General features: G+C 37.1%; 16 protein-coding genes. 5 read left to right on the plus strand and 11 right to left on the minus strand.

Translation table 11 applies throughout. The features are described 5' to 3' along the window. Positions 1-7: 7 nt before the first annotated feature. A complete protein-coding gene (gene wecB, locus ACX5JI_RS15070; protein ID WP_459501844.1) occupies positions 8-1,126 on the minus strand; it encodes a non-hydrolyzing UDP-N-acetylglucosamine 2-epimerase in 1,119 nt (372 codons plus the stop codon). A gap of 252 nt (positions 1,127-1,378) precedes the next feature. Further along, entirely contained in the window at positions 1,379-2,704 is a 1,326-nt protein-coding gene (locus ACX5JI_RS15075; protein WP_459501845.1) for a UDP-glucose dehydrogenase family protein, read from the minus strand. A gap of 573 nt (positions 2,705-3,277) precedes the next feature. Here ACX5JI_RS15075 and tagO point away from each other — a divergent pair. The 3 genes from tagO (at position 3,278) to ACX5JI_RS15090 (ending at position 8,059) form a co-directional block, all read left to right on the plus strand. Then, complete coding sequence (gene tagO / locus ACX5JI_RS15080; RefSeq protein ID WP_459501846.1) at positions 3,278-4,351, plus strand: UDP-N-acetylglucosamine--undecaprenyl-phosphate N-acetylglucosaminephosphotransferase TagO; 1,074 nt, start codon at positions 3,278-3,280, stop codon at positions 4,349-4,351. Positions 4,352-4,542: 191 nt separating this feature from the next. Beyond that, positions 4,543-5,280, plus strand: a complete 738-nt coding sequence (locus tag ACX5JI_RS15085) for a polysaccharide deacetylase family protein (RefSeq protein ID WP_459501847.1) — start codon at positions 4,543-4,545, stop codon at positions 5,278-5,280. 103 nt (positions 5,281-5,383) lie between these two features. Further along, positions 5,384-8,059, plus strand: a complete 2,676-nt coding sequence (locus ACX5JI_RS15090; RefSeq protein ID WP_459501848.1) for a sigma-54-dependent transcriptional regulator — start codon at positions 5,384-5,386, stop codon at positions 8,057-8,059. Positions 8,060-8,102: 43 nt separating this feature from the next. Here the strand turns inward: ACX5JI_RS15090 and ACX5JI_RS15095 are convergent, their stop codons facing one another. After that, on the minus strand, positions 8,103-8,528 hold the full coding sequence (locus ACX5JI_RS15095; RefSeq protein ID WP_459501849.1) for a CHRD domain-containing protein: 426 nt from the start codon (positions 8,526-8,528) through the stop codon (positions 8,103-8,105). 295 nt (positions 8,529-8,823) lie between these two features. On the opposite strand from ACX5JI_RS15095, the gene ACX5JI_RS15100 reads away from it, so the two are divergent. Then, complete coding sequence (locus ACX5JI_RS15100; protein ID WP_459501850.1) at positions 8,824-9,987, plus strand: chromate transporter; 1,164 nt, start codon at positions 8,824-8,826, stop codon at positions 9,985-9,987. A 204-nt stretch (positions 9,988-10,191) separates the two neighbouring features. Here ACX5JI_RS15100 and chbG read toward each other — a convergent pair whose 3' ends face one another. The 8 genes from chbG to ACX5JI_RS15140 all read right to left on the minus strand — a co-directional run bounded on the left by chbG (position 10,192) and on the right by ACX5JI_RS15140 (position 16,590). After that, the gene (gene chbG / locus ACX5JI_RS15105) at positions 10,192-10,896 is read right to left on the minus strand and encodes a chitin disaccharide deacetylase (RefSeq protein ID WP_459501851.1); all 705 of its coding nucleotides are present in this window, start codon (positions 10,894-10,896) and stop codon (positions 10,192-10,194) included. 53 nt (positions 10,897-10,949) lie between these two features. Next, positions 10,950-12,275: a 6-phospho-beta-glucosidase gene (locus ACX5JI_RS15110; protein WP_459501852.1), complete on the minus strand. Its 1,326-nt coding sequence runs from the start codon at positions 12,273-12,275 to the stop codon at positions 10,950-10,952. 3 nt (positions 12,276-12,278) lie between these two features. Next, positions 12,279-12,602 (minus strand): PTS lactose/cellobiose transporter subunit IIA, encoded by a 324-nt coding sequence (locus ACX5JI_RS15115; protein ID WP_459501853.1) that lies wholly within the window; start codon positions 12,600-12,602, stop codon positions 12,279-12,281. Between the two features lie 182 nt (positions 12,603-12,784). Continuing rightward, on the minus strand, positions 12,785-14,092 hold the full coding sequence (celB, locus tag ACX5JI_RS15120; protein WP_459501854.1) for a PTS cellobiose transporter subunit IIC: 1,308 nt from the start codon (positions 14,090-14,092) through the stop codon (positions 12,785-12,787). Positions 14,093-14,108: 16 nt separating this feature from the next. Continuing rightward, the gene (locus tag ACX5JI_RS15125) at positions 14,109-14,411 is read right to left on the minus strand and encodes a PTS sugar transporter subunit IIB (RefSeq protein ID WP_459501855.1); all 303 of its coding nucleotides are present in this window, start codon (positions 14,409-14,411) and stop codon (positions 14,109-14,111) included. 621 nt (positions 14,412-15,032) lie between these two features. Next, positions 15,033-15,446, minus strand: a complete 414-nt coding sequence (locus tag ACX5JI_RS15130; protein ID WP_459501856.1) for a DUF3021 domain-containing protein — start codon at positions 15,444-15,446, stop codon at positions 15,033-15,035. A gap of 4 nt (positions 15,447-15,450) precedes the next feature. Next, entirely contained in the window at positions 15,451-15,900 is a 450-nt protein-coding gene (locus ACX5JI_RS15135) for a LytTR family DNA-binding domain-containing protein (protein WP_459501857.1), read from the minus strand. A gap of 372 nt (positions 15,901-16,272) precedes the next feature. Next, a complete protein-coding gene (locus ACX5JI_RS15140) occupies positions 16,273-16,590 on the minus strand; it encodes a PTS sugar transporter subunit IIA (RefSeq protein WP_459501858.1) in 318 nt (105 codons plus the stop codon). 414 nt (positions 16,591-17,004) lie between these two features. On the opposite strand from ACX5JI_RS15140, the gene ACX5JI_RS15145 reads away from it, so the two are divergent. After that, positions 17,005-18,219 carry a dicarboxylate/amino acid:cation symporter gene (locus tag ACX5JI_RS15145; protein ID WP_459501859.1) on the plus strand — a complete coding sequence of 405 codons (1,215 nt, stop codon included), beginning with the start codon at positions 17,005-17,007 and terminating at the stop codon, positions 18,217-18,219. Positions 18,220-18,318: the final 99 nt, after the last annotated feature.

Consider the following 18,318-nt stretch of genomic DNA (forward strand, 5'->3'; position numbering starts at 1 on the left):
TTTTTACTTACTTTTTATTAAAATATTGTAAAATCGCTTCTACAATACGCTCTGAAGCTAGGCCATCACCGTAAGGATTAGATGCCTGCGCCATTTTGTCATGCGCTTCTTTGTTCGATAACAATTCATCTGCAAGTGTGAAGATTGTTTCTTCATCTGTTCCTGCTAGTTTTAACGTACCTGCTTCAATACCTTCTGGACGCTCTGTCGTATCACGGAGGACAAGAACCGGTACACCAAGAGATGGCGCTTCTTCTTGTACACCACCAGAATCTGTTAACATTAAGTATGAACGTGCGGCAACGTTATGGAAATCAATAACATCTAGCGGTTCAATTAAGTGAATACGGTTATGATCCCCTAAAATATCGTTAGCTGTTTCGCGCACAACAGGATTCATATGTACTGGATATACAACCTGTATATCTTCATACTTTTCAACAAGGCGCTTAATTGCACGGAACATGTTACGCATTGGTTCTCCTAAATTTTCACGACGATGTGCTGTCATAAGTACAAGTCGGTCATTTCCAAGCTTCTCAAGCACCGGATGACTATATTTTTCTTTCACTGTCGTTTTCAGTGCATCAATCGCTGTATTTCCTGTTATGAAAATATGTGCTTCATTTTTATTTTCTTGTTGCAAGTTCGTTGCTGATTTTGCTGTAGGAGAGAAATGAAGATCTGCCATTACACCTGTTAATTGACGGTTCATTTCTTCCGGATATGGAGAATATTTATCCCATGTGCGCAAACCAGCTTCCACATGACCAATCGGAATTTGATTATAAAAAGCAGCAAGGCTTGCAATAAAGGTAGTTGTTGTATCTCCATGTACAAGAACAATGTGCGGCTTTGCTTCTTTCATTACTTTATCTAAACCTTGTAGACCACGTGTTGTAATATCAATTAATGTTTGACGGTCTTTCATGATATTCAAATCAAAATCTGGTGTAATACCAAAAATATCTAATACTTGATCTAACATTTGGCGATGCTGCGCTGTTACTGTTACAATTGACTCAATTCGCTCAGGGTGTTTTTGTAACTCTAATACAAGAGGTGCCATTTTAATTGCCTCTGGACGTGTTCCAAAAATCGTCATTACTTTTAAACGCTCAGTCATTTTATTGCCTCTTTTCTTTCAATAGTTACAATATGTAAAAATTAACATAAAACCTATCATTTTAAGTGGGAGCGAGCGTCTATGCATAGGCTAGACCTGCTTTTAACGCCATGCCAAGTGAAAAAAAAAGATAAAAAAAATCTCCTTTCTTTTTCATAATCACAACTTAATTGCCGGCAAATCCACATGGTTTTATACAGCATTGTTCCCCCCATTATATAGGAGAGTATACAAGGACAAAAGAAAGCGTTCTTAATAGGCAGTAAAACTTTTCCTATTACAGATGCTCTTTCTGCCAATAGAATAATAGTCTATTCTATGTTTCTCAACATCTTCCCCAGTATAACAATTTCTCCCATCAAATAAAATAGGTTCACGCATCAGCTTCACATACTTCTCTAATGGGTACGTTCGTATAGATTCCCACTCCGTTATGATAAACGCTGCATCAGCTTCTATGATGGCCTCATCTAAATCAGTTGTATATTTTATTTTGTCTCTAAACAACTGTTGCATATGCCCAATAGCCTGCGGATCATATACACTTACCTTTGCTCCTATCTCTAATAATTCTTTTATAACGAGCAGCGACGGCGCTTCCCTAATATCATTTGTATTCGGTTTAAAGGCCGCACCTAACACCGCAACTTGCTTTCCCCTCATATTTAGTACATTTCTCGCTTTTTTAACAAGCATCATTTGTTGTTTATTATTCACTTCAATGACCGCTTTTAGTAACCGAAAATCATGTTCAACATTACCCGCAATTTGAACGAGAGCATTTGTGTCTTTTGAAAAACATGAACCCCCATACCCAATACCTGCTTGTAAAAAGTGAGGACTGATTCGCCGATCCATCCCCATACCAACTGCTACTTCTAATACATCCGCATCCACTTTCTCGCATATATGAGAGATTTCATTGATAAAGCTAATTTTTGTGGCTAAAAAAGCATTTGAAGCATATTTAATCATCTCACTACTGCGAATATCTGTAACAAACGTCGGAATGGACAGCTTACTATATAACCACTCTACCTTCTCGGCAATTTCTTCTGTTTCTGATCCTATGACGATACGATCACCATGAAAAAAATCATATATACCAGAACCTTCACGTAAAAACTCTGGATTGGATACGATCTGTATCGTATGTCGCCCTTGCAATTTCTCCTCGATCCATTCCTTCATTTGATTGTTTGTCCCTACAGGAACTGTACTTTTTGTAACAACAATTACATCTGAATTGGCGTACGTACCAATTGCATAACAGCTATTACGAATATATGTTAAATCCGCTGTTCCATCTGGTAAAGAAGGTGTGCCTACTGCTACAAATATGAAACTTACCTGCTTAAATGCTTCTAGTTGACTTGATGTAAACACGAGCTTTTTTTCTTGGACAGTGGTCTCTATAAATCCCTCTAAATCCGGTTCATAAATAGGCATTTCTCCTTGCTTTATTCGCGCTATTTTCTCTTGATCTATATCAAAACAAGTAACTGAATGACCTAATGTGGCTAATCCTACCCCAGTAATTAATCCAACATATCCAGTACCTATCACTGTAATTTTCATTACACGCTCCGCACAGAGTACGTAACATGGATGCGGTTACGTACTCTGTCCTTCCCCCTCTCATACGAAAAATGAACATGGAACTCGCACGCTGGCTCCTATTCCCTATTATATGAGACGTTTTCTCTTTCTTTTTTTAAGATTTTGTAAAATACCATCATTTATTTGCATGCATTTCTTTACAAACTGTTCTATTATCAAACATATTAGAAATTTCCATACTTTAACATGAAACATACGTATTTTAACGTGCAACACTTATAGTAAAGAGATTGATTACCAGCGGCGTCATAACATTCCTACTTACGAAAAGAACTCGTATGTACAAATGATAAATCGATACTACAAATTCAAAGATAAGCGGTATAAGTTCAGGAGCAACTATATCGCAACCTTTTTATAAGACATCGCATTCGTCATATTTTTTATTCATTTTCAATTACGGTGTAAAAGAAAAAAGATTGAATTCTAATCTTTTTGTGATACCATATGTTATGAGCCTGCAAATAAGCATCAAAATTTTCAGATAATTAAAAAGAAAAACTACGTTAAAATATAAAAGGTGGGGTATTAATGGACTCACAAGTGATTTATGCAATTTTGGCATCTTTCATTACCGTATTAGCCGTTACTCCCTTCGTCATCAAATTAGCATTAAAAATCGGAGCAACCGATAAGCCAAACGCACGTAAAGTACACCAAAAAATTATGCCTCGCCTAGGCGGACTAGCAATTTTCATTGGTGTAGCTGTAGGATTTTTTGTTAGTGGATTGTACGAAGAAAGAATGATGTCAATTAGTGTAGGAGCTGTCATCATCGTCATTATCGGTATTTTAGATGACATGTATGAATTATCAGCAAAGGTAAAATTTGGTGGACAACTAATGATTGCCGCACTCATTGTAAAAAGTGGATTATTAGTGCAAGTTCTATACATTCCAATACTAGGTGATACAGAGCTTGGGCTACTTGCATATCCAATTACAGTATTCTGGATTGTCGGTATTACAAATGCCATTAACTTAATTGACGGATTAGATGGACTATCCGCTGGGATTTCATCTATCGTCCTTGCTACCTTAGCATATATGGCCTTTACTAGTCCTATCGGTACTGGTGCTGTCATTATTTTACCGTTGGCACTTATTGCACTTGCAAGTACACTTGGATTTTTATTCTATAACTTCCATCCAGCAAAAATTTTTATGGGAGACACAGGTGCACTGTTTTTAGGATATTGTATTTCTGTTATCTCGTTACTTGGACTATACAAAAGCGTAACATTATTCAGCTTTGTTGTTCCAATTATTATTTTAGGTGTACCAGTATTCGATACAACCTTTGCGATTATTCGTCGTGTTGTAAATAAAAAACCAATTTCTGCACCAGATAAGTCCCATTTACATCATCGTCTATTAGCAATGGGATTCTCTCACCGTACAACGGTACTAATTATTTACGCATTTGGGATTTTCTTTAGCGTCAATGCGATTATATTCACGAGCGCAACATTATGGTTATCCGTTATCCTACTGTTCGCTTTAATCTTCTTCACGGAATTAGTAGCAGAGATCATTGGTATTGTACACGAACGTTACCAACCAATTATTTCCTTCTATAAAAAAGTAAAAAAACGCGAAGAATAATTGTAGTATAGCCTTTACTAATAAAAAATATTCCAATAGCACTCTTTCTTTTTTAGAAAGGGTGCTATTTTCATTTCCAAAATATAGTTTGTTTGAGAGTTCTTCTATTGGAGAAAGATATACATATAAAGGGAATAATGAAAATGGATCTGCATTCCTTCTTCATGACTGTTAGACTGAGGGTGAGTATGATGATGAAGCAAATATTTCGATGCACAATTATATTTTTGTGTATGACTACATGTTCAGTATCCTATACCGAAGCTGCCGCTAACTCCCCACGTATACATCAATCTCCAATTCAGGAAGCGGCTCTTCCATCCAAAATTGCATACTTAACATTCGATGATGGACCAAACAAATATACAACACAAATTTTAAACATCTTAAAACAAAAACAAGGAAAAGCAACCTTCTTTGTAATTGGCGGCAAAGTTTCACATTATCCTAAAACAATGAAACGACTCGTACAAGAAGGTCACTATATCGGGCTTCATAGCATGTCTCATGATGTGAAACGTCTATACACTGGTGATCCCTCCATTTTAATTACCGAAATGGAACAAGCCCGCTCAATTGTCAGCCATATAGCAAGTTTGGATACACACCTCGTCCGCGTTCCATATGGTAGTATGCCTTATTTAAAAAAGAATTATCGTGATGCACTTGTTTCTGCTCGGTACAAAATGTGGGACTGGACAATCGATACATATGACTGGAAAAGTTATCACAATCCTTCTGCTATACTAGAACGGGTAATAAACCAAAGTGACGAACAAGTTGAAGTTATTTTAATGCACGACTCTAGCGTCACCGTGCAAATTCTTCCAAAAGTAATTGACTACCTTAAGGCGAAGGGATACACACTTCTCCCATATAATCCTTCCTCTCATTTAGAAGTTAATTTTTGGAAGGACACAAGATTATAACAGCTTGAGTATAAATACTGGAGCTGTTTATTCTTTTTTCTTCCCACATTTCCTATTTTTGTGTAAAATTTTAAATAGTGATGAAGTTTCGAGGTGAAGAAAAATGAAACGAGTGGACCTCATTTATAATGCAATAAAAAAAGGGACTTACTCAGAAGGTGTAACAGCGTCTGAACTCGCTACACTTTTAAAGCTAGATCGTGCAAATGTAAGCAGTGATTTAAATAAACTTGTGAAAGATGGTCGTTTATCTAAAACAGGAACTCGTCCTGTCCGTTTCTATTTAGAAGTTAACCTTCCTATGGAAACGCATTCAAATGATGATACTTCACTTGATGCCTTTGCCAAAGAAAACACAAGTCTCAAAATTGCAATTGAAAAAGCAAAAGCCGCTGTACTCTATCCTCCAAATGGTATGCATACATTACTACTTGGGGAAACAGGCGTTGGTAAGTCTATGTTTGCATCTTTAATGCATGAATACGCAATTGAAGTCAATCAGCTTCCAAAATCGGCACCGTTTATCGTTTTTAACTGTGCGGATTACGCAAATAATCCACAGCTTCTTCTTGGACAACTTTTCGGGATTAAGAAAGGTGCTTACACTGGTGCAAGTGACCAAAAAGGATTAATCGAAAAAGCACATGAAGGCATTCTCTTTCTAGATGAAGTGCACCGACTTCCGCCAGAAGGACAAGAAATGCTCTTTACATTTATTGATCGCGGCGTGTATCGTCGCCTTGGAGAAACAGAAAACGAACGTCAGGCACGCGTACTCATTATTACAGCAACAACAGAAGAACCGAACTCATTTTTACTCAAAACATTTACAAGGCGCATTCCGATGACTGTAACGCTTCCACCACTTCGTGAGCGCACGTATCAGGAACGCTTCACCCTATTGCAACTCTTCTTTACAAATGAAGCGATTCGCTTGCGAAAGAAAATTCATGTTAGCCCAAATACAATGCGCGCTTTCGTCTTTTATCAATGTCCAAACAATATCGGGCAATTAAAAACCGATGTACAAATTGCCTGCGCAAAGGCTTATTCTGATTTTGTCACAAAGAAAAGAGACTTTGTACGCGTTTCTAGTACTGATTTACCATGGTACATGAAAGAAGGCTTATTTATCGAAAGAAAAAGCCGCCATCTATATCAAGTACCAAATGAAACATTTGTGTTTACAAGTGATAAAGGATGGAGTAAACATAAAACAGAAGATACACGCTCTTCCATTTATGATTACATTGACCATAAATATGAAGAACTACAAGCACGCGGGATTGAAGAAGAAGAATTAGAATTGCTCATCGACAACGATATCCAAAGCTTCTTCGTTCAATATTTTAATCAAATGTCAAAAAAGACAACTCATGAAAACGTCTTCAAAATTGTCGATCGAAATATCGTTTCCGTTTGCGAAAAAATTGCTGAACTGGCAGAAAAACATTTAGCTAAAACATTCGATGAGAAAGTATTTCTCGCTTTAAGTTTACATGTACAGACAACTTTACAACGATTGCAAGGCGGGAAACAAATTCACCACCCGCAGCTCAATCAAATTCGCACAAAATATAAAGAAGCCTTCTCGGTAGCCATGCAGTGCATTCAGCTACTAGAAGAAGAATTACAAGTTACAATGCCAATTGATGAAGCAGGATTTTTAACAATGTTTTTCGTTGTCGATCCTATTCCAGCATCCCAAACAGAAGTAAAAGTATTAATTTTGGCTCACGGCAATGGTATCGCAATAGAAATGGCAAATGTCGCCAACGAGCTTCTCGGTATTGATGAAGTAACAGGAATTGATATGCCGCTTCATGAATCACCGAAAGATTTCTTAGAACGAGTAAAAGTATATATGAAAACACTCGGGTCTATAAATGGTCTTCTTTTACTTGTTGATATGGGATCACTCGCTTACATTGGCGATATATTAGAGACTGAATTTCATATCCCTGTACGTGTTCTCTCAATGACAAGTACGCCGCACGTACTAGAAGCAGCTCGAAAGGCCCAGCTCGGTTACTCGTTAGATGCGTTATATGAAACTGTGAAAAACTTAACACCATTTTACCTGAACGTACAAGAAGAAAAGAAAAAGCCACTCGCTCCAATGAAATCAGTCATTTTAACAGCTTGTTTAACAGGAGAAGGAAGCGCACTGGCCATCCAAAAAATGCTGGAAAACTATTTAAGATTTGATAAAGATTTAATAGAAATTATTCCAATTAGTATTGTTCATGAAAAAGACTTAACAAAAATGATCGAAAACATAAAAAAAGAACGCAATATGATTTGTATTGTCACCAACTTTGATGTACAAGTCCCATGTTTAACGTATCATTTCCAAGATATTGTAAACTACAAAGCGATTCAACCAATCCAAGAATTAATTACATATGAAGAAACATACGCAAAAATGGCTGACATTCTCGGGCAACAAATGCAGCGCGATGATGGAGCACTAATGATAAAAACAATACGATATGCACTCAATACAATTCAAGAGCTCATCTCCTTACAGTTAAATCCTGATAGTTTAATGGGCGTTATTTTGCATATGAGCTGTATGATCGACCGATTGCAAAAGGGAGAAAAACTCCTCCCTTATCCTGATAAAGAAACTCGTAGACAAGATGAATACTGGATGTATATGAAAGTGAAAAAAGCTCTGCAACCGATTGAAAATACATTTGACGTACAAATTCCAGATGACGAAGTGTTTTATGTAATGGACTTTTTCATAAAGAATCAACCAGAAAAAAAAGAATAACGTAAACACATCCGTGAATACTCATATTCACGGATGTGTTTACTTAGCGGCTCATCGATCGACTATACTCCTTTACGTTCCCGCGAATTTCTCCCCGCGCATGTGCCTTTGTATGAACATTTACATATGCATTCACTGCATCAATTGCCTGCACAAGATTTTCAAATTTCTTTCCTTGTAAAGGACCTTCTAACTCTTCAGCAGACACCACACCCGTTATCGCTCCTTGCTTCACGCTAATTCCCGGCTTCATAGGTCCATATAAAAAAATAACTACCGGTCCTGTCTGATCCCCTTTTCCTAAATGAATTTGGCAAGATGTTACCTTCTCAATATTTTTCAAAATAACCCTATAATGTAATTTTGTGAAATCGCTATTAAAGATCAATTCTGCTACCCCATAGGCTTTTGTTTTTACAGGAGGTAATTCATTATCACCTTTTAGCTTAGCAACAAAGTGTTTTGTCATACTAGCAACATTCTCCTTATCTAAATTTCAAATGCATACTGATATCCCTTTAACTAATTTATTGCCAAGGCACGACCAATTATGACTGTTTCAACGTTGCTTTTTATACGTTCTCCTCTTCCTATCAAAGAATCTTTACGAAAACTTTACGTAATCCTAATTCCACTCATCAAACTAACTCTTGTATAATACATGTATATATAAATCTGGATTCTCTTGCCCACCTAAAAAAGAATGATTTTATCTCATTTTTTCAATTGGCATTTATATATTTACATGTACTAAGGAGGCTCTCTTGAAAATTATAATAGAAATTTTTCTCGTATCACTTAAACTAGGCCTTACTTCTTTTGGAGGACCTGTCGCTCACCTTGGATACTTCCATCACGAATATGTACAAAAACGAAAATGGATAGATGAACGAAGCTATGGAGATTTAGTGGCACTCTGTCAATTCCTTCCCGGCCCTGCAAGCAGTCAAGTTGGAATTGGCATCGGTTTATCGCGCGGAGGACTTCTTGGAGCTATAGTCGCTTGGGCCGGATTTACACTCCCATCAGTTTTTATTCTTGTCTTTTCCGCTTCACTACTCCAGCAGTTTTATGTAGTGGATGCTGGTTGGATTCATGGTTTAAAACTTGTAGCAGTAGCAATTGTTGCCCATGCAATATGGGGAATGGCTCAAAATTTAATACTAGACCGAAACCGAGCAACCATTGTCATCCTTACTGCTGCAATCGCATTGTTATTTCCAAGTGCTTGGACACAAGTTGCACTTATTCTAGTTGCTAGTCTTATCGGTTGGCTCTTATATCGTAAGCATGAAATTTCGCCTGCTAGTAAAACACATATTCCTGTTTCACGTATAACAGCCGCCACATGTCTCCTACTATTCTTTAGTTTATTATTCCTGTTACCAATCTTACGACCATTTTCACACTGGATCGCCATGTTTGATAGTTTCTATCGCTCTGGCTCACTCGTGTTTGGCGGGGGACATGTCGTTCTTCCTCTTCTCGAAAATGAATTTGTATTACATGGGATGATGACAAAAGAACAGTTTCTAGCAGGATACGGCCTAACACAAGGCGTTCCAGGTCCTCTGTTTACATTTGCATCTTACATAGGAGCTGTGCTAGATGGGACGTTAGGAGCTACTCTTGCGACAATTGCTATCTTCCTCCCTGCATTCTTACTTGTCATTGGCGTACTGCCATTTTGGGATCAAGTTAGACGCTTATCTTATGTACAAGGCGCACTCCTTGGCGTTAATGCCGCTGTTGTTGGCATTTTACTAGCTGCTTTTTACAATCCAATTTGGACAAGCTCCATCCAAGGTACGTCTGACTTTGTCATTGCCTCTCTCCTATTTTGTCTAGTAACATTTTGGAAAACACCACCATGGATCATAGTTGTTCTGGGTGCTTTCAGCGGCTATATTATTTCTATTATCTATTAATACAAAAAGACGGTCTTAATAAACCGTCTTTTCTACTCTAGAAATTTTGATTCTCAAGCATATAAATCATGGCTTGGGAACCAAAAGAAGATCTCCTCTCTCTTACTCCTTTTGGCTTCACTTGGCATGGGAATAAAAAAAGCTCTGACCGCTTCTATCCATAAGCGGATCCTCTTTTCCAACCAAAATTTCAGGTTATATATATCAAAACTTCACAAGCTCTATCCCTTCTGGCAACTCACATTCTATTAAAATGCGTAACTCTTTCACACGATCTATTACATAAGAAGAAAGCTTCACAAGCGCAGGATCAATATAAGCAGGGTGCGCCATCACCTCTACTAACTCGCCATCCTTCACACGCTCTTTTAACTTAACAAAATAATCTTTCTGCACACCATCACCATAGAAGTCACTGTAAAACACATCCGAAAATGGCTGTACTGCTCTCTCTTGGTCACATCTGCGAATCGGTACATTATATTTTTCTGCCAACCTTTCTAGAACATCATGTAAAATTGGTAAACCATGTATATGATGATGGCTATCGAAATGAGTTGGTGTTAGTCCAGAAGATAAGAACTTTTCAATTTGAGCAGTCCATTCTCTTTCAACATCTTCAGGATTTATACGTCCTTCTCTTACAATACGTTGCTTATGAAAGAAACCATCTTCACTTACAAGTGATGGTACATCAGTAAGCAGCGGTTTGCCCGCTGTTAAAACGAGATGCACCCCTACCCCAAGTGTCTTATATTCTTTCGCTAAGCGTACCGCATGCTTCGTTCCTGGCATGTTCATCATCATTGTTGTAGAATTAACGAGCCCATTTACATGGCCTTCAATAATTCCATAATTTACTCCCTCTGTAAGACCAAAATCATCTGCATTTACGATTAATTGAATCATACGTTTTCCCTCCTAATTGCATAAAAAAAAGCGGGCTTTGTCAGCGCCGCTTATTATTTTTCAACTTTTTGGAAGAACTGCGGAAGATATTCTTTATGTGCTTCCAACATTTCATCTAAAATTTGTTTTGCTACTTTATCTGATGGTACAAGCGGATTAATTGTCATAGCTAGCAGCGCTTTATAATAATCCCCTGTAACAGCCGCTTCAATTGCTGTGCGCTCAAATGATTTAATTTGCTGAACTAAACCGCGAACAGAAACTGGTAAGTCTCCTACCGTAATCGGCTTCGGACCATCCTTTGTAATCATACAGTTTACTTCAACAGCTGAATCATGTGGCAAGCTTGCAATTGTACCATTGTTTCTCGTATTAACAGGTTGAATATCACCTTTGTTATTATAAATAGATGTAATTAAACTACATGCCGCATCACTGTAATAAGCTCCGCCCCGTTTTTCTAATTGCGGTGGCTTAATATCTAAATTTGGATCTTTATATAACTCGAATAAATCAGCTTCTAATTGTTTCACAACTTCTGCACGTGTACCTTTTTCAAGCGAAGCTTGTTTTTCTTCTTCTAGCATTTCACGTGTTTTATAGTAGTAGCGATGGTATGGGCATGGAATTGCACGAAGAGCACGAATGAAATCTGGCTCCCAATCAAGAGCTGCGATGTTTTCCATCGTAATTTGATTTTCTGGATCCGTTACGAGTTCTAGCACACGATCCATCACACTTACTCCATCTACATACACATTTAATCCATATACCATATGATTTAAACCTGCAAAATCAACATGAACGCGACTTGCATCGACTTCTAATAATTTCGCAAGCCCCATACGAATACCAATTGGAACGTTACATAATCCCACCACTTTTTGAATGCTTGTATAGCGAAGTACAGCCTCTGTTACCATACCAGCTGGATTAGCGAAGTTAATAAGCCAAGCATCTGGACAAAGCTCTTCCATGTCTTTACAAATATCCAAAATAACCGGAATCGTTCTCAATGCTTTGAACAATCCACCAGGACCATTCGTTTCCTGACCGATTACATCATATTTTAATGGAATTGCTTCATCTTTCGCGCGTGCCTCTAATAAACCAACGCGAAGTTGTGTTGTTACAAAGTCAGCGCCCTTAAGTGCCGCACGGCGATCCAGTGTTAAGTGAATATCAATTGGCAAACCAGCTTTTTTCACCATACGCTTTGCTAAATCACCAACGATTTCTAACTTTTCTTTTCCTTCTTCAATATCAACAAGCCAAATTTCACGAACCGGAAGCTCATCATAGCGCTTAATAAATCCTTCAATTAATTCTGGTGTATAACTAGATCCACCACCGATTGTAGCAATTTTAATTCCGCTCATATGTTATTCTCCTTTTGCATCAAGTTTTTTATAAAGATCAATAAATTCTGCTGCTAACTCTTTTACAGTCATTGAATTCATTAAATGATCTTGTGCATGAATTAAAAGAACGCTAATCTCTGTTTTTTCGCCTCTTGCTTCTCCTTGAATAAGCTCTGTTTGGAAATGATGTGCTTCATTAATGGCTTCTTTCGCTTTTTCCATCGCTTCATCTGCTTCTACTAATTTCCCCTGTTTTGCATATTGCAGTGCCTCCATCGCATAACTTCTTGCGTTACCGCTGTGTAAAATTAATTGAAATGGAATTTGTTCTGCTGTAGTCATCATAAATACCGCCCTCTCTATTAAGTTCCACCGATTTGACATACCCCTTCAGTTTGAACGTGTCTATCATATTATTATTTTATTAATCTAGTTTTGGTGTTCTTCTAGATGTGTGCCATCTTTCGGAACATGATATAAAGGTGTTGTTCTCACAGGCTACGTTAGCCTGTGAGAACAATACTGTGTTACATAGTTACGGATTGATTATTTCCCTGCGCTGCTGCTTTTTCAGTACGAACAACGGAACGGTCACATAACACAACAAATGGATAGTAAATGACCATCGCAATCACAAAGTTGAATAATTGTAGAATTGCACCAGAAATGTGTCCACCTGTTACAAGATAACCACTAATAATTGGTGGTGTTGCCCACGGAATTATCGCAACTGTTTTTGGCACCCAGCCAAGAGAAATTGCCATATAAGAAGTAATAACTAATACAAGTGGTGTTACAATAAATGGAATGAATAAAATTGGGTTTAAAATGATTGGTGTACCAAAAATTACTGGTTCGTTAATATTGAATGCACCTGGCCCAATTGATAAACGAGATACACCACGTAATTGTGCACTTTTTGCTACAATTAATACCACTACTAAGAATGCTAATGTCGCACCAGAACCACCAAGATATACGAATGTATCAAAGAATGGTTTTGTAATAATGTTTGGAACATCAAATGCAGATGTTCCATCTTGGAATAATTTAACATTTTTTTCTATTGCTGGTAAGTATAACGGTTCAATAATACCAGCAACGATATTTGGACCATGTAAACCAAAGAACCAAAGAACATGAACGAATAAAACGATAACAATTGCACTAGGTAATGTACCTGCTAAACTTTGTAGCGGTACTTGAAGTGTATTAAAGATAAATTCATGAACACTTGTACCTGCTAATTTCATTGCTAATTTAATTCCTGCAACTACAGTTAAAATTACAAAAGCTGGAACTAACGCTGCAAATGACTTAATAACTGCTGGTGGTACCCCATCCGGCATTTTAAGAGTAATTTCCCTTTGAACGAAGAAACGAAATACCTCAGTAACAAGAAGTGCTACAATAATCGCTACGAACAACCCTTGGGCACCCGTCCAAAGGAAATTCAAACCGCCTTCTTTTGGTGTTGTTGGTGTAAGAATAATTAAAGAACAAAATGAAATAAGACCTGCTGATAGCCCATCAACATTATAAGATTTCCCTAAATTATAAGCCGTTGTAAATGCTACACTCAGTGCTAAAATTGCGAAAGAACCAGTCCACATTCCACCACCGATATCTTTCCAAACTTCTCCAAATGTATCTTTCATAAAGTTTTGGAAAGCTTCAGATGGAAAACCATTAATCAGTGATGCAAATGCACCAACTAAGATAAGTGGCATAACTGCAATAAATCCGTCACGGATCGCAGCTAAATGACGTTGTGATCCGATTTTACCAGCGACTGGAACAATGTACTTCTCCATAAATGCAATAAACTTTTGCATTATTTCTTCCCCCTAATTATTTTTTAAGTGTTATTGCGTGATCTAAAACTGCATCCCCATTCATCATGCCGTAATGCATTGGATTAATAACGTCGATACCAACGTTCTTTTCGTCAGCAAGCGCTTTCATAGAAGACAGCATATAGCGAACTTGTGGTCCTAATAATAATACGTCTGCTTCATCAATGTTGTTTTTTACTGCATCCCCAGATACAGCCCAAATCTTTCCTTCAAGGCCACGAGCTTTTGCAGCCGCTTCCATTTTTGTAACTAGTAAACTTGTAGACATCCCTGCTGAACAACAAAGTAAAATATTCATTAATAAGTCCCCCTTGTGTGATATAAAAAATTTATGTTTTTTTATTTTTCTTTACGCTATTTATTAATGCAAGTACCGTGCCAACTTTTAAAAACCGCTTAAAAATAACATTTTATCAAATGTTTTTCTTGTGTGTTACCGCTTTCAAAAAGTGTGTTATCAAAAATATCAGTAGTGTGTTACAAAACAACACGCTTTTAACACATATTTGTATAAAAACAGGTTAGTGTTTAGTTGTCTAGTTGCATGTTACAACAAAAATTTTATTTTTTTATCGAAAAATAGCAAAAGATGGCCGGTTAGTGTGTTTAAATATATAAATACAAATTGAACAAATGACATAAAACCATCCTTTTTAGGCGAGAGAGAGCATCCAGCCATGCATAGAAGCGGTCAGCCCCTCTTCCTGCCCCATGCCAAGTGAAAACAAAGATAGAAAATGAGTGTAGTTCACTTTTTGTTCTTCATAGCAGCGGGTTATGTGCCCTAAAATCAAAATGGATTTATATATCAAAAAACCGATTGTCCAAGCTTATTCTATTTTTTACACAAAATAAAATAGAACGGAAATTACATCTATGCCAAACCAAAAAAAGAGCCTAAAGGAAATCTCCCCTAAGCCTATTTCAATCCATTATTTAAGCCTTCAATTTTTTTCTTCCAATACATTGTCATCGCAAACCATATAATGAAGTAAATAATGAGAAAACTCCCCGTGCAAATAAGGATCGGAACAAGACGGCCCGGAACCCAACCAATCCAAATCGCAATCGGTAAAAATGTGCCGAGTAAAAGGATAAAGTGAATGATTGTTTGCTTCAAAATCCCCCATTCTTCTCGTTCAAACACAAATGAGGCAAATGAGAAAATGAGCCCTACAATATTTGCTGTTACAAGATGAATAAGCAATGTCTTTGTCTCTAGTACATCCATGCCATTTACATAGCCGATCCCTAAAAACAATAAACTATACGCCATCGCCATCGCCATTCCCCCAATAACTTTAGCGCCGATTCTATCAAATAAAGTAACCACTGCTTTAACCCCCTCCTATATTTAAAACCTCTTTAATAAGAGTTACATATTTTCTGGAAACATACTCTTTCATTCCATTAGAAAAGTGGGCGCACATACTTCCGCTAAAAGACATTTCAAAGCTTGTTACATGTTGTAAATTAGCAAGGGTAGACTTTGAAAATCGTGCAAAGCGATCACCTTGTAATTTTGCTTCTAATTCGTATAAACGTGATTTCACCTCAAGAATTCCTTTCGGCGTTTGAGCCATTACCTTTCGATCCTCTGCATAAAACCAATAAATATCTTTCAGTTCTAATAAATAATATTGCTGACCTAAAATTCCAACAATTTGTTTCGTACCCCCTCCTTCTATCCTTTTTAAAAGATGCTGCACTTCATCGGTTACTTCTTTTGTCTTTATAATAATCTCTATTTCATCTTGTGATGGATTTAATTCAAGGTGAATCTTCACTCCTTTCCACCTCCCTTACACTTTTATTGTTACATATAATTGGAAAAAGGAAATAGATTCGCACATAAGTGGTTATCTTTTTCACATAACCGACCTTTTTTCCTACATAAATAAGACTAGACAGGCCGCGTGGAAAGGGAACTGCTGCAAAATTATAAAAAGAAATATGATGTGTTCCTATAAAGTGGTGAATGAAATTTTATTAGCGATTTTTCCAATATATCGATCGTTTCTCATCATATATCGGCGCAAATTTGAATATATCGACGATTCGACAAGGGATATCGACTAACCAACAAAAAACAACAAAAAAAACAGAAGTTACCCAGCTCCTGTTCCCTAACACTCTGAAGACCTTGCATACGCAAAGTCTTATTCTTTCACTAACATTTTCTTATATAGTTCTACAAATTCGCTCGCTAATTCCTTCACCGTTATGGCATTCATCAAATGATCTTGTGCATGAACCATAAGCAGTTTAACTTCCGTTTTTTCCCCAGCAGCTTCTCTTTGTATCAAGTCTGTTTGCAAACGATGTGCTTCATGTAATTCTTGAAGCGCGCTTTGCAATTTAGCTTCCGCTTCTTCAAATTTTCCACGCTTCGCATAATCAATTGCTTCCATTGCGCAACTTCTTGCATTTCCACCATGTAAAATTAAATGAAAAGCTTTTGTCTCTACTGTATCCATCTTATCTCTTTACGCCCCTTTTTCCTTGCGCTACTTATTGCTTATTCTATACTTTTATAAATCTTAAATAAAGAATACCATCGTAACCCTAAAACTATCTGTATCGATTTGTCATATTTGATATCTCTTTTTTCGTCTCAAGACCACCCTGCTCTGTAAGCGATTCCAACATTAACTACTAAAGACATTATAGTAAATGAACCCTTCTTCAAACAACTCTTATGTTTTTTTGAAAAAGGGGAATTTTTTTACAATATTTCTAGTTTAAATAACCTTTCATATGACGAATATAAAAACAAAAAAATCTCTATTTTCGATCATTTTCCTCTATCTGTGTTTTCCTAGCAAAGAATACTTCAACTCGTTATAATGGTTCAGTAAGATTTTTTTCAAATAGATAGGAGGATATATATTATGAAGGCTTACCGCTTTCCACTTATTTTATTATCTTCCATCCTAATTGGTGGTTTCATTGGTTATTTCATGGGTACCGATGCAGTTGCTTTAAAACCGCTTGGTGACATTTTCTTAAACTTAATGTTTACGATTGTTGTACCTCTCGTTTTCTTTAGCATTGCCTCATCTATCGCCAATATGGATGGATTAAAGCGTTTCGGAAAAATTATGTCTAGCATGGCTGGGACTTTCTTATTTACAAGTATTATTGCTGCTATTTTTATGATTATTGTTGTGAAAGTATTCCCGCCCGCCCAAGGTGTTGTCTTAGAATTAACAAAGCCTGATAAAGTTGCAAATATTAGCGTTGCCGATCAAATCGTTGGCATCTTTACAGTATCAGATTTTTCTAAGCTACTATCTCGCGAAAATATGCTAGCTCTTATTTTCTTCTCTATTTTAATGGGAGTAGCAACTTCAGCAGTTGGCGAAAAAGGAAAACCATTCGCTACCTTCTTACAATCTGGTGCAGAAATCTCAATGAAAGTTGTTTCTTTCATTATGTACTATGCTCCAATTGGACTTGCTGCCTACTTCGCAGCGTTAGTTGGTGAATTTGGACCACAGCTTCTTGGAACATATTTCCGAGCAGCAATGGTATACTACCCAGCTTCTATCATATATTTCTTTGTTTTCTTCACATTTTATGCTTACCTCGCTGGACGTAAGCAAGGTGTACAAATCTTTTGGAGAAACATGGTTTCTCCTACAGTTACATCACTTGCAACTTGTAGTAGTGCAGCCAGTATTCCAGCGAACTTAGAAGCAACGAAGAAGATGGGTATTTCTTCTGATATACGTGAAACGGTTGTCCTTCTTGGTTCTACGCTGCATAAAGACGGATCTGTTTTAGGTGGCGTCATTAAAATCGCGTTCTTATTCGGGATTTTCAATATGGAATTCTCAAGTCCAAAAACATTAGCAATCGCACTTGTTGTTTCCCTACTAGTTGGAACCGTAATGGGTGCCATTCCTGGCGGCGGTATGATCGGTGAAATGTTAATCGTATCTCTATATGGTTTCCCGCCAGAAGCACTACCAATTATCGCAGCTATTAGTACAATCATTGATCCACCAGCAACGATGTTAAACGTAACAGGCGATAACGCTTGTGCCGTTTTAACAGCTCGTCTTGTTGAAGGAAAAGATTGGGTAAAAAACAAACTTGCATAATATAGAAGGGGATGCTTAAAATGGGCATCCTCTTCTTTTCACTTTTCATAACTTTGTTATATATTTCACAAAGTTTCCACAGCCCTTTCCCCTCCTTCG

Source organism: Bacillus sp. C1, from assembly GCF_054570475.1.